Genomic DNA, 15,255 nt, shown 5'->3' on the forward strand with positions numbered 1-15,255 from the left:
GTGGCTGTGAAACAACAAGCAGACTCAAGTCAAAATGTGAGCAGTGCTTCAGAAGAACTTTCATCTATAGCAGAGAGTTTGGTAGAACAAGTGAGAAAGTTCAAGACCTGAGGAAATCTTTAAATACTCTTTTATGTTTTCAAAAACAAGATTGAGATGAAAGGGGCTTTATGCCCCTTTCATATTTGAAGAGGTATCTTTCAAGAAAAAATTGGCGGACAACACAAGCAGTAATTCAGTGAAATTCAACATAGTCCTTCATGTATCTGTAGTTTCTTATGATTACCTTTTTGCCATCCATCTGTATTATTCCCAACTTCTGAAGCTCTAAGAAGACGCGAGAAAGTGCAGGACGTGTTACTGCAAACTCTCTGGCAAGTTCCTCTTTCGTTTTATCCATAGTTATTTCGGTTTTTCCTTGCTCTTTCATCAGCTTCAAAAGATAAGAGCATACCTTCTGAACAAGATTTTTCATAACTACCTCGTAGAATCTGTCGGTTATAAACAAGAATGCATCACTAACGTACCTAAGATAGTTTCTCAAAAGATGCTCATCTTTCATCAAGAATGCAATGAAAGTGTCTTTATCGATAGACAAAAAAGTGCTCTCCTTAACTGTTTCGACATCAACAGGGTACTTGGAGAGAGTCGAGAAAATGACTGCAGAGGCGAGCAACTTTGGTGCAAACATATGATCTATTTGCAAAACCTGTCCATCAGAATTAACGAACAATCCTATCGCTTCACCTTCTACAAGAAAAAGCAGCTCATCACAATCTTGTGAACGTACCCTAACCAACTCCTTCGGCTGATACCTTTCCACTCTGGCAAAGCTCAACAAGTCTTTCAGAAGACTTTTGCTTACACCTTCAAAAACTTCAAACCCACTTAGAATTTCAACGAATCTCTCCAATGGAAAAACTTTGCCTCCTTTTATATCGTAACATAGGTTACAGACTCTCCAGGACATCAATCGTAGAATAAAAGTGAAAAATCTCACAACAAAGGAGGTTGAAATGATGTTTAACATGTTCTGTTATCAGTGTTCTCAAGTAGCAAATGGCGAAGCATGTACGGTGAGTGGCGTTTGTGGAAAAACTCCGACTCTGAACAGACTTCAAGATAATCTGATCTACATACTCAAAGGCATATCTGCGTACTATTATCACGCCAAGGAACTTGGTTACGTCGATGAGGAAATTGCTGCTTACCTGTCAAAGGGTCTTTATTCGACTCTCACGAATGTAAACTTTGACAATGATGATTTTATAAACTTGGCACTCGAAGCAGGTTTGATGAACTTGAAGGTCATGCAGTTACTAAAAAGGGCGCACATAAATACTTATGGTGAACCGACACCAGTTCAGGTCGAAACTGGTACAAAGGAAGGGCACGGCATAATTGTAACTGGTCATAACCTGAAAGCCCTCGAAGAACTGCTCAAGCAAGTTGAGGGTAGTGATGTCTATGTCTACACACACTCAGAGATGTTGCCTGCACACGGCTATCCAAAGCTTAGAAAGTACAAGAATCTGGTAGGCAACTTGGGTGGAGCTTGGCACGATCAAAGGAAGCTCTTCGAGAAACTTCCCGCAGCTATACTTGGCACATCCAACTGTGTCTTGATACCAAGCCCATCTTACAAAGATCGTATCTTCACAACATCGATAGCACGGCTTCCTGGAGTCAAGCACATAGACGGCTACGATTATTCTCAGGTCATAGAAAAAGCAAGAACCTTGCCAAAGTTACCAGAACAACCTGGAAAGTATAGACTTACTACAGGGTACTCCACAAGCGCCATAAAATCACTGGCAAGCAAGATAAAAGAGCTTGTTGAAGCTGGAAAAATCAAACGGTTTCTGGTAGTCGGCGGGTGCGATGTCCCGCTCAAGAAAAACGAATATTACCGCCAGTTTGTCGAGAAATTACCAAGAGAAACTGTTGTCATAACATTGGCGTGCGGCAAGTTCAGAATAAACGATCTGCAGTTGGGTGATATAGATGGTATACCGAGATTGATAGATGTTGGTCAGTGTAATGACACAATTGTTGCTGTGGAAATTGCGTTGGCATTGTCAGAGCTTTTCAATCTTCCTGTGAGCGAGCTTCCCTTGTCGATCGTTCTCACGTGGATGGAACAAAAGGCAGTTGCTATCTTCTGGACACTATTGGCACTTGGAATCAAAGGCATTTTCATTGGTCCGATTCTACCCGCATGGCTCAATAAAGAATTAACCGACCTCTTGGTAAAGAATTATGACGTCAGATTGATAAGCACACCAGATGAAGATATTAGAAAAATATTCACCGTTTAGAGAAGGGCAGGTGTACCTGCCCTTTTTTATTTATTAACGACAACTGATTCTGTCGCCAGTGCAATTTTGATGCGGCGTGGTCAGTCTCTGAATTCTGCAAACGTATATTCTCTCTCCTCGAAAACAGAGAATAACAAAAGAAAAAAAGCACTTTTGTGCCTCAGTCAAATCGAATTATTTTGGTGGCGGCGGTGGGACTCGAACCCACGACATAGTGATTATGAATCACTCGCTCTGACCATCTGAGCTACACCGCCATTGCATTATGTATGATACCACAGTGCAAATCCATTTTCAAGTTCCTCTCACAAATCTATCAATTTGTCGGATAAATATCGCTTAGAACACTTACGCGAATTCGACAAAAGGTTTTCTCGTAAGTGGTGTAATATAATCAAATCAAAGGATCAATTGATCTTGTCGTAGCTGTGTTTTTAATCACCAAGAAGATCTGGGGGTGAAAAAATGGTCATCAAGCCTAATTCGATGCGTAGAGAGAACATCACAAAGATGCGTGGTGGTGATGGGGAGGTTCAGATATTACACTTGCTCGAGAAAGAATCTCTCTTGGGAAAGGCAAGGCTTTTCGCAAAACTGACTGTCAAACCTGGATCCTCAATTGGTCTGCACAAGCATGAGAATGAGTTTGAAATCTTCTATGTTCTTTCAGGCGAAGGGATTTTCAACGACAATGGAACTCGAATAACTGTACAAGCAGGTGATATCTGCTTGACGAACTCTGGAGAAAACCACTCAATCGAAAATACTTCAGAACAGAATCTTGAACTTTTAGCAATAATCGTGCTATTGTGACATGGTATAATTGTATAGTGAATTAAACAGTTTCCCTTTTGGAGGAGGGATATTAGATGAAATCTATAAGATCAAGAATCTTGTTTTGGTTTCTTACAAGCACCATAACACTTCTTGTTATTTTAGGAATCTTCATTTATTTTCAAACACAGAATACAGTCTTGCCTTTGACAAAAGAACTGAGTGCAGAAGTAGTTCGTGGCAACGCTGCGATGGTGAGCGAATGGCTCAACGGTCGATCCCTTGAATTGAAGGCGATCGCACAGAGCAGTACGATGGATTTCTTGGTGACAGCTACTTATTGGGTAGCCCAGCAGCTTTCAGAAAAACTTAAAGACAGAAAGGAAGTCTTCGAAACGTACTTTGTCTGTGATTACAAGGGGCAAATGTGGGAAACAGACAGCGCGAGTATAGTCTCGTTGGAGGCGTCAAACAGGGAGTTTTTTAAAAAAATAGTGGGACAAAACCAAACGACTTTCATTGGGGATATTCACCAGTCGTCGCTGGTGAAGAAAAATGTTTTCATGATAGCACACAAGGTTGTTGACAGCTATGGAAACGTTGCGGGTGTCTTTGGTGGCACAATCTCATTGGACAAGCTCAGCGAAATGACATCGCAGATACAAATGGGAGAAGTTGGGTATGGCTGGATCGTTGATGGAACTGGTCTTGTCCTTGCACATCCAAATAAAGATGTAGTACTCAAACTGAATGTGCTCACCAGCTCACAACAAGGTTATGTGGGCTTAGATGAACTTGGTAAAAAGATGGTTCAAAACCAAACAGGTTCTGGCTTAATAACTATGCCCGATAAGACCAAAGCTTTTGTCTTTTTCACACCGATCACTGCAAGCCCCGGCTGGACATTGGGTATGTCAATTCCAGAATCCGATCTCATGGCGCGCGCAAACATGCTTTTGAGAATTATGATCGTCGTGATAGCTGTGATAATAGGTATTGTCGTATTGGTTTCTTTCATCGTTGGCAACACTATTTCAAAACCTATCAAGGCACTTGCAAAGGGCGTGGAACAGTTTGGCAGTGGAGATCTCACAACACAATTTCAGGCAAAAGGCAAGGATGAAACAGCCAACATGGCAAAAGCTCTCAGCAACATGGCAATTTCCCTGAGAGATTCGATGAAATCTGTGAAAGATTCTGCAGAAATGATCAGCAACTTTTCAGTCGAACTTGGGCAAATTGCAGAACAAAGCAGTGAGATAGCCAAGAATCTCTCTTCACGAGCAGAAGAGATAAACAAAAACATACAGAATGCATCGGCTTCCATACAGCAGGTCAGTTCAGGAGTCGAGGAAGTCGCAGCCAGTGCACAGAATGTTTCGAAATCCACCCAGCAGTTGAGCGAAAGAGCAGAAAAGGTTTCAAATGCAGCCAAGGAAGGAGAAAAGGCAATCGAAAAAATTGTGGAAATAGTCACCAGAGCAAAAGAAAGAGCAGATATAACCACGAAGACTGTCGGTGGCTTAACAGAAGACGCAAAGAACATTGCGGTCATAGTTGAAACGATTAACTCAATTGCCGAGCAGACAAATCTGCTCGCACTCAATGCAGCCATTGAAGCAGCAAGAGCGGGCGAGGCGGGGCGAGGATTTGCGGTTGTTGCCGACGAGATTCGAAAACTCGCAGAGCAGAGCAAGTCAGCGACTGAAAATATAGCAAGTATATTGCGAAAGATTCAACAAAGTGCAAAGGATGCAGATGAACAAACCAATCAAACTGCAAAGGTAGTAGAAGAAGCAAATGAACAGGCTTCTGTTGTTGGAAAACGTCTCAAGGACATCCTCGCTGAAGTTGAGTCAATGGGGAGCATGGTTGAATCAACCGCCGCGAGTGCTCAAGAACAGAGTGCAGCTACTCAAGAAATGGCAAGCGCTATGGACAACGCTACAAAGTCAGTGACGAGTATCGTTCAGCAAGTTGAAGAAATGCTTCAGCTCGTCAAAGAACAGGCTGATGGAACGAGCAAGGTTAGTAACGCGAGCGAACAGCTGAAAGAAATGTCAAGAAGATTAGTAGAAGCACTCGCAAGATTTAGAAGCTGAGTAGGGGCATTTGCCCCTACTTTCATTTCTTCGCTTCATATCTTCTGCAAGCTTGACAAAATTTGAATGTTTTACTCACACTCACACCAGCTTCAAGCCGTTTGTTCAAATCGATTCACCTTTGTTGAAATCTCGAATTTTCATACTCGGTGTATAATCAAGGGTTGGACAAAGCTTTTTCACAATCGAAATCTATTGTGCGGGGTAAGAGATGTGAAAAGAGTTTTTCTGAGCGATCTGCACATTGGCGATGGTTCAGCGAAAGATGACTTTGAGTTCGACGTCGAACTCTCTAATCTGATAAACGATTTCGCACAGTACCAAGATGCCGAAATCGTTATAGTAGGCGACGGTTTTGAACTGATAGAAAGCCGTGCTGTCAAAGACATGGGATTGATACCATTTGAAGACCTGACCAAGAAGTTGGACGGCTGTGTTGTAGATGCTATCGCCAAGAGACATCCGATCGTCTTCGATGCCTTCAGGCACTTTGCCAGAAACCACAAGATCTTCTATGTTGTTGGAAACCACGACTATTACTTGTTATCTAACAAATCCATTCAAGAAAGGCTCGCCGAACTGCTCAATGTTCAAATAGTTCCGTATTACTACAATCCAGATGCTGGGATCTTGGCAATTCATGGCAATCAGTTTGACATAATAAACAAATTCGGCTACGACAGGAAAAACCAAAGTCTTGTGCCGCCACTCGGAGACTACATAGCACGTTACATGATGTTCTATTTTGATGAATATATTCAGTCAATGGCGCCCTTTGAAGTAATCCGCGACTACGATAATGTGAGACCAGCTTTAGATGTTTTTCATTGGTTCGAGAGAGCTGTAGAAGTCTACGATTTGGGAGTCGATATTCTCGAATTGTGGATAAGCACGTTTTTGCAAATGATGAGAACATCTGAAGCGAAGTTCTGGATGAAAAAGAACTTCCCAGTGATGCACTGTTTCTCAAGGCTCTTTCTCAACAAAATGGGAGGAATGAGTCTTGGTTCAATACTCGTCAGGATGACCATGAAGATCAGAAACTTCAGAAGAACAGATTATCTTTATAAGACAGCAAAACAATTGCTCAAGGGAAAGAAAAAACTCACCACCGCGGACCTACTCGGTTACAGTGATCAAACACCAGAAATAGAGAATGTGAATGGTGTGATCTTTGGTCACATACATCACAACTGCTTGAGGGTAATCCCGCACGATGGTCAGAACAAGTTTTATATCAACTGTGGTTCGTGGAGACCCGTGGTGGAAAAGGTCAATGGAAAGAAACGGTATGGTTTTCAGAGAAAGGCAGAGCTCTTCTACGCAGTGATAATTGATAATCCTGGTAGTGACCTTGAGATAATAACAAGCGTCACAAACAAGATGAACAGAAACAAGACGTTGTGAGGTGATCTGGTTGCTGAAAGAACTCATAAAGAAAGAACTCAGTACTGTAATTGAAAAAGTTGTAGGACGAATTTATAACTTTGAAGTCGATGTTGCTCCAGAAGGATTTGGAGATTTTGCCACCAATGCCGCCTTGGTCGGTGCAAGATATGCTAAGAAAGCGCCCATGCAGTTGGGCGAGCAAATTTGTGAACTGCTCAAGGAAAGTGATTTGTTTGAGTCGATTCAGATTGCAAAACCTGGCTTCATAAATTTCTTTCTAAAGAAGTCAGCATTCTTGAACGTTCTTTCTCGAATAATAGAACTCGACGAATACCCACTGACCAAGATTGGCTCAGAGAGAATCCAGCTTGAATATGGTAGTGCAAATCCAACTGGTCCATTCACCGTCGGACACGGTAGGCAGCTGGTCATAGGCGATGTACTTTCGAATATATTCTCGGAACTTGGCTACTCGGTGACACGAGAGATGTACATAAACGATGCGGGCAGGCAGATCAAACTACTTGCAAGATCTTTGTGGGTCAGATACAATCAGATCCTTGGAGTCAACGGTCTCGATATACCAGAAGATGGCTATCGTGGAGAATATTTGGTAGATATTGCCAAAAAAGTTGTTGAAGAACACAAGGATAAATACAAAGAAAAATGGGATGAGCAAACAGCGGAGTTTTTTGAACGCTGCGCCGTTGAAAGTATTTTGCAAGATATGAATCAAGATCTATCTGCACTCGGCTGTAAATTCGATGTGTACTTTTCTGAAAAATCGCTTGTAAAAGATGGCACAGTAAATGAAGTACTCAAGATATTGGAAGATCAAGACTGCACTTACTGGAAAGATGGCGCACTGTGGTTCAGAGTATCGAAATTCGTGGATGAAGAGGACAAAGTGCTCATAAAGAAAGATGGAACTTTGACCTACTTCCTGACAGATATTGCGTACCATTACAACAAATACAGGCGAGGTTTTTGCAAGGTCTACGACATCTGGGGCAGTGACCATCATGGTCACATTCCAAGAATGGTTGCAGCCATGAGAGCCCTTGGCATAGAAGATGGCTTTCTGAACATCATACTGCATCAATTTGTGACACTCAAAAGAGGCGAAGAGATAGTGAGGATGTCAACAAGGGCTGGTGAGTTCGTCACACTCCAAGAGCTCAGAGAAGAAGTCGGCACAGATGCGACAAGATATTTCTTTGCCATGATCGATCCCAATACACACATGATCTTTGATTTGAACCTCGCAAAAGAGAAGTCTTCTGACAACCCAGTGTACTACGTTCAGTATGCCCACGCTCGAATCTGCAGTCTTGTGGAACAAGCCAAAATCAAATCGATCAACTTCAGAAAAGGTGAGAATTTAGATCTCCTGAGCGAAGAGAGTGAACTCAATTTGATCAAGAGGATAGATGGCTTTGAAGAGGCATTGAGAGATGTCATTCGAACACTTGCGCCGAGCAAATTGACGCAGTATCTCGAACAATTGGCTTACGATTTTCACAGCTTCTACACGAAGTGCTTGGTGGTAGACCCGAAGAACCCCGAGCTTTCAAACGCTCGCCTGAATCTCTCATACGCAGTGATGATAGTGCTGCGAAAAGGCTTGAAATTGCTTGGAGTAACGGCTCCAGAGAAGATGTGATAGTATGGCAAAACTCATGTTCATTTTTGCAGCTCTGGTATTCTTGTATTTTCTGAAAACTACAACAACTGATTTGATAACCTTCGCAATCTTTGCATTGCCCACAGGTTTGTATTTTCTTCTGAAAAAGGCAAGAAAGACAGACACGCTCCATACTGTCACCTTGATCATGACGATTGCAGCAATGATTATACCAAGACTGAGAGGCATTCAGCCGATCCAGACACTCTTTTTCTACATTGCCTTGCTCTTGTGTGTCCTCTACGATGTAGCATACAACTCAAAACTGTGGTATCTTCTTTGGGCAGCCTTTTGGAGTTGTACAGGATTGGGGCTTGTCGAGGTTGCAAAACTGAAAATGAAGGACAAAGCCTGGATTATCTTCTTGGCTGCATTCTTGATCGGCTTGCGCGATCTCTTCGAAAGGAGGAAGTCCTGTGGTGGAAAGGTATGCACTCTCACCGATGAAAGAACTGTGGGACCAAAGAACAACACTTGAAAGATGGCTCGAAGTTGAGCTTGCCGTTATGCAGGCTTACGAAGAGATTGGCGTGATTCCACAGGGCATCACAAGAAAAGCAAAAGAGAATGCGAAAATAGACTTAAATCTGTTCAGGGAACTGGAAAAGCAAACAGATCATGAAGTCATAGCCTTTGTGAAGATGGCAACAAAAAACATGGCGGAAGAAGCCAGATTCTTTCACTATGGACTGACATCTTCCGACATCATAGATACAGCACTTTCGCTCACCCTTGTGAAGGCTTGTGACATTCTTCTGAGTCAGATGAAAGAACTGCTAAGAATCTTGTGGAAAGTTGCCGTTGAACACAAGTACACCGTAACCATTGGCAGAACACACGGAGTTCACGCTGAACCAACAACCTTTGGTTTGAAGGTTTTGAACTGGTACGCTGAGATGAAGAGAAATTACGAAAGACTCACCTTTTCAAGAGAGCAGATATCCTTTGGCAAGATAAGTGGAGCTGTGGGAAACTACGCAAATGTGCCACCAAAGGTCGAAGAACTCGCACTCAGTAAACTTGGGCTGAAACCAGCACCAGTGTCAAGTCAAATAGTCAACAGAGACCACCATGCTTACTTGATAATGAATTTAGCCTTAGTCGCTGCAGGAATTGAAAGAATTGCAACCGAGATCAGACATCTTCAGAAAACAGAGGTACTTGAAGCTCAGGAGCCTTTTAAAGAAGGGCAGAAAGGTTCCAGTGCGATGCCTCACAAACAAAATCCTATACTGTGTGAAAGATTGTGTGGTCTTTCAAGAGTCATGAGATCTTTCGTGTCTGTTGCTCTTGAGAATATCACCTTGTGGCACGAGAGAGACATCTCTCACTCTTCAGCAGAAAGATACATCTTGCCAGATGCTACCCAAACACTCCACTATATGTTGGTGAAATCGAAGTATTTGCTCGAGAATTTAGTCGTGTACAAGGAGAGAATGCAAAAAAATCTCGAAATAACCAACGGTCTTGTGTATTCTCAAAGGCTGATGCTCGCTTTGATAGACAAAGGGTTAACCCGCAATGAGGCTTATGATCTGGTTCAATCACTATCATTAAAGTGTTGGCAAACCAATGAACATCTGAAAGATCTGGTGAAGAAAAATGTGAATCTTTTGCAAGACGAGGAAATTAATTCCATCTTTGAACCAAGTTATTATTTGAAATATGTCGATGAAATCTACGAGAGATTTCAAGGAGAGTGTGTCTTATGAAAGCTACTGTGGTTGGGCTTCAATGGGGTGACGAAGGCAAAGGAAAGGTTGTCACTTATCTTTCAAGAGATTATGATTGCGTGGTGAGGTATTCAGGTGGAAGCAATGCTGGACACACGGTAGACTATGGTGATTTCAAAATCGTACACCATCTGTTGCCATCTGCAGATCTCAAAAGGCAAAGAATGATGTACATAGGTCCCGGTGTCGTGGTAGATTTAGATGTATTACTTCAGGAGATTGAGCAGATCGATCAGTACCTGCCGTACGCACGGAGATTACTCAGAATATCAAAGCAAGCCCACGTAGTGGTGCCTTTTTATAAACAATTAGACGAAGCACTCGACAAAGCTCGTTTGAGCGCAATAGGTACAACCAGGAGGGGCATAGGCTTGTCCTATGCAAATCGCGCCCTTAGATGTGGTCTGAGATTTCAAGATCTTGAGAACCCTCAGAGGGCAAAAGATCTTCTTCAAGAGTTGGCAAGGATATGGAAAATCTCCATCGACTGCGAAGAAATCTTGAACGAAATGCTCACTAAGTATGACCTTGTTCGTGACCTTATGATAGACAGCATCGAAGCAGTGAAGGTCCTGAGGGACAAGAATCTTCTTTTTGAGGGTACGCAGGGGGTTCTCTTAGACGTCGATGTAGGAACGTATCCATACGTGACATCTACCAACTGCTCGAGCACGGGTGTTCAAGCAGGGTTTTCTTGGCCAGTTAAGGTGGATCAGATCTATGGCGTTATGAAAGCTTACACAACGAGGGTTGGAGAAGGACCTTTTCCAACAGAACTCAAAGGTGAAGAACAAGAAAAACTGCGTAAACTCGGAGGAGAGTACGGCGCTACAACAGGAAGACCCAGAAGGTGTGGTTGGTTAGACCTCGTACTTCTGAGATATGCGATTGAATCTTCCGGTTGCAGCTCTTTGATAATGACAAAGGCAGATGTTCTAACGGCGTATGAGAAAGTACCTGTCTGTGTTGCATACAAAATCAACGGCAGAACCTTAGGAGAAATAAACAATCTCTCAAATATCGACGAAATTGAACCTGTCTACGAGCTGTTCGATGGCTGGAAATCACTGCATTCACCAGAGTTTGAGAGATTTGTCGCCAGAATCGAGAAGGAACTTGAGATCAAATTCAGTTATATCTCTACTGGTCCAAGGGTTGATGAAATAATCAAAATCTGAGGGGGTGAGGTCCTTGGAATTACTCGAGGCGATCAAAACAAGAAGAAGCATAAGACACTATGAACCTACGGATGTCCCAAAGGAGACTGTCCAGCAAATCCTGCAGTTAGCCTTGAATGCTCCAAGCGCAGGGAACAAGCAACCATGGCGGATACATGCTGTGCACAATCCTACACTGCGAAAACACCTGAGCGACGCAGCAGGTGGACAGTTTTTTCTCATGGAGGCTCCCTGGGTCATCTGTATAGTTGCAGTTCCTGAGGAAAGTGCTTCAAGGTATGGTGAAAGAGGCAGAACTCTTTACTGCATTCAAGACACGGCGGCATTGGTTACGCACATTATTCTGATTGCCAGGAACTTTGGGCTTGACACATGCTGGGTAGGGGCTTTTGACGAAAAGAAGGCTGCAGAGATTCTCCAGTTGCCAGCAGGACACAGATGTGTTGCCATGATTCCACTTGGCTATGCAGCTGAGCCAAGAAAGGATCGCCCCAGAAAACCACTGAATGAGATAACAACATTTTATGAGTGAGGAGGGTATAAGATGGCAGTAAACATCACCGGAAGATCACTACTAACCTTGCTCGAGTACTCACCGGAAGAGATCAGCTTTCTGTTGGATCTCTCGGCACAGGTAAAACGAGAGAGCAGAGCAAAGGTAATCCACAGAAGATTTGCTGGCAAAACATTGGCTATGATCTTCGAAAAGCGTTCCACCAGAACGAGATTGGCTTTTGAAACAGCCTTTGCCGAAGAAGGAGGTCACCCAATCTTTTTGTCAATCCAGGACATTCAACTTGGTGCAAAGGAATCTATAGAGGACACAGCAAGGGTCCTTGGCAGAATGGTTGACGCGATAATGTTTCGCGGATACAAGCAAGAAACAGTCGAAGCCTTGGCAAAGTATTCCGGAGTACCCGTTTACAATGGACTAACAGATGTATATCACCCAACACAAGTACTTGCTGATTTGATGACGGTCCAGGAAACTTTTGGAAGACTGAGAGGTGTAAAACTGGTCTTCATGGGCGATGGACGAAACAACATGGCGAATTCACTCATGATAGGATGTGCAAAGATGGGTATGCACTATGTGATATCTTCTCCCAAGGAACTCAAACCAGAGGAAAGCCTTTTGAGGACCTGTCTTGAAGTTGCCTCAGAAACGCAAGCCAAAATAGAGATAATAGAGGACCCACAAAAGGCAGTGGAGGGAGCAGACGTCATATACACAGATGTGTGGGCATCGATGGGCGAAGAAAGTAAACAACAAGAACGCGAAAGACTCCTCAGACCCTACCAAGTGAACGATGCGATTATGAAAAGTACTGGCAAGAGAGAAACTATCTTCTTGCACTGTCTGCCAGCTGTCAAAGGACAAGAGGTAACATTCGAGGTAATTGAAGGAAAACAAAGCCGCGTTTGGGATGAAGCTGAAAACAGAAAACACACTATAAAAGCGCTGATGATTGCCACACTTTTGTAAATGACAAATAAAAAACGGAGCCTTCTGGCTCCGTTTCAATTGTGTTCGACTCAGTTTACTGGAACTACGTTGACTGCCTGAGGTCCTTTGCTTCCCTGCTGAACTTCGAATTGGACCTTTTGACCTTCTTTGAGTGTCTTAAAACCATCAGACTTGATCGCAGAGAAGTGTACAAATACGTCCTCTCCACCTTCCTTGGTGATAAAACCGTAGCCTTTCTTTGAATCGAACCACTTAACTGTTCCTTTGAACATGCTGATTCCTCCTAAACTGTGGCGGTCATCCGCCGGCGTTGATTTTATGATAACACGCCTGCATAAGTAAACTTATCTATGATTGAAGAAAACATAGTTGCGCCATCATATTGTTACAAAAGACAGTTAGAAGTTCACCTTAACCTAATTGCACTCACAAGCACTTTGCAGTCGGCGCAGAGTCTTTGTTCAGATTGAGTGAATCGTACGCCGCCTTCATTCTCTGCAGCACTTGTATCAGTAATTCTCTATCACAAGCGATGTTCAGTCTAACGGAGTTAGGATCACCAAAATCAGAACCAGGATTTAGATAAACTCGTGCCTTTTCAAGGAAGAATCTCTGTGGATCTTGTAACTTCAGCTTCGAACAGTCTAACCACATAAGAAAAGTTGCCTCCGGCAACTCTACTTCTATCAACGGCATTTCCTTGGTGATGTACTGATAAGCAAAATCTCGGTTGTCTTGCAAGCATTTGATCAAATTGTTCAACCAATCCTCGCCGTGCTTATACGCTGCTAATAAACCTTCCAATCCAAAAACGTTGCCTGTCGTGAGTTCAAGCCTTTCGACAAAGGAATTGTACAACTTTCTGATCTCACCGTCTGGTATAACACCGTAGGAATTCGTAAGTCCTGGTATATTGAAAGTTTTCCCAGGTGAGTTTAGAACAATTGCCTTCGATCTTCCAACCTTCAAAACAGACGTAAAACTATAAGGACTATAGACGATATCCGCGTGTATCTCATCACTCACGATTATGATATCCCGAGACGATGCCAGGTTGTAAAGTTTCTCAAGTTCTTCTTTAGTCCAAACCCTTCCAACGGGGTTGTGCGGGTTTGATAGTATCAGCAACTTGGTTCTGCCATCTATGAGCTTTACCAAACCATCGAAATCCATCTCATAGCCTTTTGCTGTTTTTATTAGCCTATTTTCACAGACAACTCTGTTGTTCTTTTCGATCACATGAAAGAATGGCGGGTACACTGGTGGTTGAATTACTATCTTATCACCTGGTTCAGTGAGGACATTCACCAAAACGGCGATCATTGGGACAACACCTGGACCATCGACAATCCATTCAGGCTTTATCTCGCAACTGTATCTACGCCTGTACCAATCAACAATCGCATCGTAGTAAGCACGAGAACGAAAGGTATAACCAAAGACACCATGCTGAATTCGCTTCTCAAATGCTTCAATTATCGTTGGTGCACTCTGAAAGTCCATGTCGGCAATCCACGCTGGAATAACATCCTGACCGTACTTGCTCATAATTAGATCGTACTTCACACAATTGGTGTTCGTTCTTTTGACACTGATCATACGCCATCACATCCTTTTCTTTTGATTCACCAACAGCATTTTATCCTATGAATAAACATAAAATTATGATTTCTCGATTTTTGACACATATGTGTACGCTTGACTCATCTTCGCAGAATTATAGATGTGTTTCATTACGTACTGACCACAGTTGCTACCTATCCTGTTCTCTTCGAGTTCACCAACACTCAGAATGACTTCAAAACCAAATTTTCTCAAATCGTCAACAAATGCTCTATGGGTAACTGGATAACCGCTTGAAAGATCTACATCGGATTCAAAGTTGTTGATTGATGCACTGTATGTAGGGTTCACAGGCGTGATCTTTATCAAAAACTTGCTCGCAGAGAAGATGTCAGCAATCTTCTTTGCACTCACCTTTGCCTTGCTTGAGAGTGCAAAATTCAATGTTATCTTTCTGTCAAACAGTTCTACAAACCTTTCACCATAGGCTGATATCTGCTTGAGCGGCCACTTTTTTATTGGAATGATCTTGTTACGCTGATCTTCATCTGTGGAATGTATGGAAAATTGAAGCTGAAATCTTCCTTCGTAATACTTTTGCTTTATCTTCAGCAACTGCTCAAAAAACTCATCACACCCACATGGTGCTACAGTCGATATTGATGGTATCAGATTTTCATAACTGGAAGTCTTCTCAAGCACAACTAAAACATCTTTATTGAACGCGGGTTCGCCGACTCTTGCAAATTGTATTTTGAATTTCTTGACTTTCACAATTCGATCTGGAAAGTAATTTTCTACAAGGAAGTCTATCTGCTCAAGCATTTCATCACTTGTTAGTTTCCCTTTGTAATAGCCTGCGGCATCACACATCAGACATCCCACAGGACAACCTTTCAGCGTAGAGATGATCAGAACCCATTTTTCTTCTCTCGGAACGGCTGGTTGAACAGACTGGACAAACTCTACAATACTTCCCTTCGAGGTTTCGCCCACATAAACAGTGGCTATATCATCTCTGCCGTACTTGGCAATTATTCTCATCC

General features: G+C 42.7%; 14 protein-coding genes and 1 tRNA gene. 10 read left to right on the forward strand and 5 right to left on the reverse strand.

What is annotated here, in order from left to right:
- Positions 1-235: 235 nt before the first annotated feature.
- Positions 236-913 (reverse strand): Crp/Fnr family transcriptional regulator, encoded by a 678-nt coding sequence (locus tag ACSFC1_RS10515; protein WP_435566140.1) that lies wholly within the window; start codon positions 911-913, stop codon positions 236-238.
- A gap of 103 nt (positions 914-1,016) precedes the next feature.
- Here ACSFC1_RS10515 and hcp point away from each other — a divergent pair, with 103 nt between their 5' ends.
- A complete protein-coding gene (gene hcp / locus ACSFC1_RS10520; RefSeq protein ID WP_435566141.1) occupies positions 1,017-2,318 on the forward strand; it encodes a hydroxylamine reductase in 1,302 nt (433 codons plus the stop codon).
- A 180-nt stretch (positions 2,319-2,498) separates the two neighbouring features.
- Here the strand turns inward: hcp and ACSFC1_RS10525 are convergent.
- Positions 2,499-2,575: transfer RNA gene (locus ACSFC1_RS10525), tRNA-Met, on the reverse strand.
- Positions 2,576-2,783: 208 nt separating this feature from the next.
- Here ACSFC1_RS10525 and ACSFC1_RS10530 point away from each other — a divergent pair.
- The 9 genes from ACSFC1_RS10530 to argF all read left to right on the forward strand — a co-directional run bounded on the left by ACSFC1_RS10530 (position 2,784) and on the right by argF (position 12,664).
- Positions 2,784-3,131, forward strand: coding sequence for a cupin domain-containing protein (locus tag ACSFC1_RS10530; protein WP_435566142.1), 348 nt, complete (start codon positions 2,784-2,786; stop codon positions 3,129-3,131).
- 56 nt (positions 3,132-3,187) lie between these two features.
- The gene (locus tag ACSFC1_RS10535; protein WP_435566143.1) at positions 3,188-5,194 is read left to right on the forward strand and encodes a methyl-accepting chemotaxis protein; all 2,007 of its coding nucleotides are present in this window, start codon (positions 3,188-3,190) and stop codon (positions 5,192-5,194) included.
- A 213-nt stretch (positions 5,195-5,407) separates the two neighbouring features.
- Positions 5,408-6,601: a UDP-2,3-diacylglucosamine hydrolase gene (locus ACSFC1_RS10540; protein WP_435566144.1), complete on the forward strand. Its 1,194-nt coding sequence runs from the start codon at positions 5,408-5,410 to the stop codon at positions 6,599-6,601.
- A gap of 10 nt (positions 6,602-6,611) precedes the next feature.
- Positions 6,612-8,246, forward strand: coding sequence for an arginine--tRNA ligase (argS, locus tag ACSFC1_RS10545; protein WP_435566145.1), 1,635 nt, complete (start codon positions 6,612-6,614; stop codon positions 8,244-8,246).
- 4 nt (positions 8,247-8,250) lie between these two features.
- Complete coding sequence (locus ACSFC1_RS10550) at positions 8,251-8,745, forward strand: hypothetical protein (protein ID WP_435566146.1); 495 nt, start codon at positions 8,251-8,253, stop codon at positions 8,743-8,745.
- Positions 8,684-9,979: an adenylosuccinate lyase gene (gene purB / locus ACSFC1_RS10555; protein WP_435566147.1), complete on the forward strand. Its 1,296-nt coding sequence runs from the start codon at positions 8,684-8,686 to the stop codon at positions 9,977-9,979. Before ACSFC1_RS10550 ends, purB begins: the two co-directional genes overlap by 62 nt.
- The gene (locus ACSFC1_RS10560; RefSeq protein WP_435566148.1) at positions 9,976-11,178 is read left to right on the forward strand and encodes an adenylosuccinate synthase; all 1,203 of its coding nucleotides are present in this window, start codon (positions 9,976-9,978) and stop codon (positions 11,176-11,178) included. Before purB ends, ACSFC1_RS10560 begins: the two co-directional genes overlap by 4 nt.
- 4 nt (positions 11,179-11,182) lie before the next feature.
- On the forward strand, positions 11,183-11,710 hold the full coding sequence (locus ACSFC1_RS10565) for a nitroreductase family protein (RefSeq protein WP_435566149.1): 528 nt from the start codon (positions 11,183-11,185) through the stop codon (positions 11,708-11,710).
- Between the two features lie 12 nt (positions 11,711-11,722).
- Complete coding sequence (argF, locus tag ACSFC1_RS10570) at positions 11,723-12,664, forward strand: ornithine carbamoyltransferase (protein ID WP_435566150.1); 942 nt, start codon at positions 11,723-11,725, stop codon at positions 12,662-12,664.
- A gap of 50 nt (positions 12,665-12,714) precedes the next feature.
- Here the strand turns inward: argF and ACSFC1_RS10575 are convergent, their stop codons facing one another.
- From ACSFC1_RS10575 to ACSFC1_RS10585, 3 genes are all read right to left on the reverse strand, one after another.
- Positions 12,715-12,918: a cold-shock protein gene (locus ACSFC1_RS10575; RefSeq protein WP_435566151.1), complete on the reverse strand. Its 204-nt coding sequence runs from the start codon at positions 12,916-12,918 to the stop codon at positions 12,715-12,717.
- Positions 12,919-13,072: 154 nt separating this feature from the next.
- Positions 13,073-14,245: a MalY/PatB family protein gene (locus tag ACSFC1_RS10580; protein WP_435566152.1), complete on the reverse strand. Its 1,173-nt coding sequence runs from the start codon at positions 14,243-14,245 to the stop codon at positions 13,073-13,075.
- Between the two features lie 63 nt (positions 14,246-14,308).
- Positions 14,309-15,253, reverse strand: a complete 945-nt coding sequence (locus tag ACSFC1_RS10585) for a radical SAM protein (protein WP_435566153.1) — start codon at positions 15,251-15,253, stop codon at positions 14,309-14,311.
- Positions 15,254-15,255 lie beyond the last annotated feature (2 nt).

Source organism: Pseudothermotoga sp. U03pept, assembly GCF_051235805.1.
GTDB lineage: Bacteria > Thermotogota > Thermotogae > Thermotogales > DSM-5069 > Pseudothermotoga_B.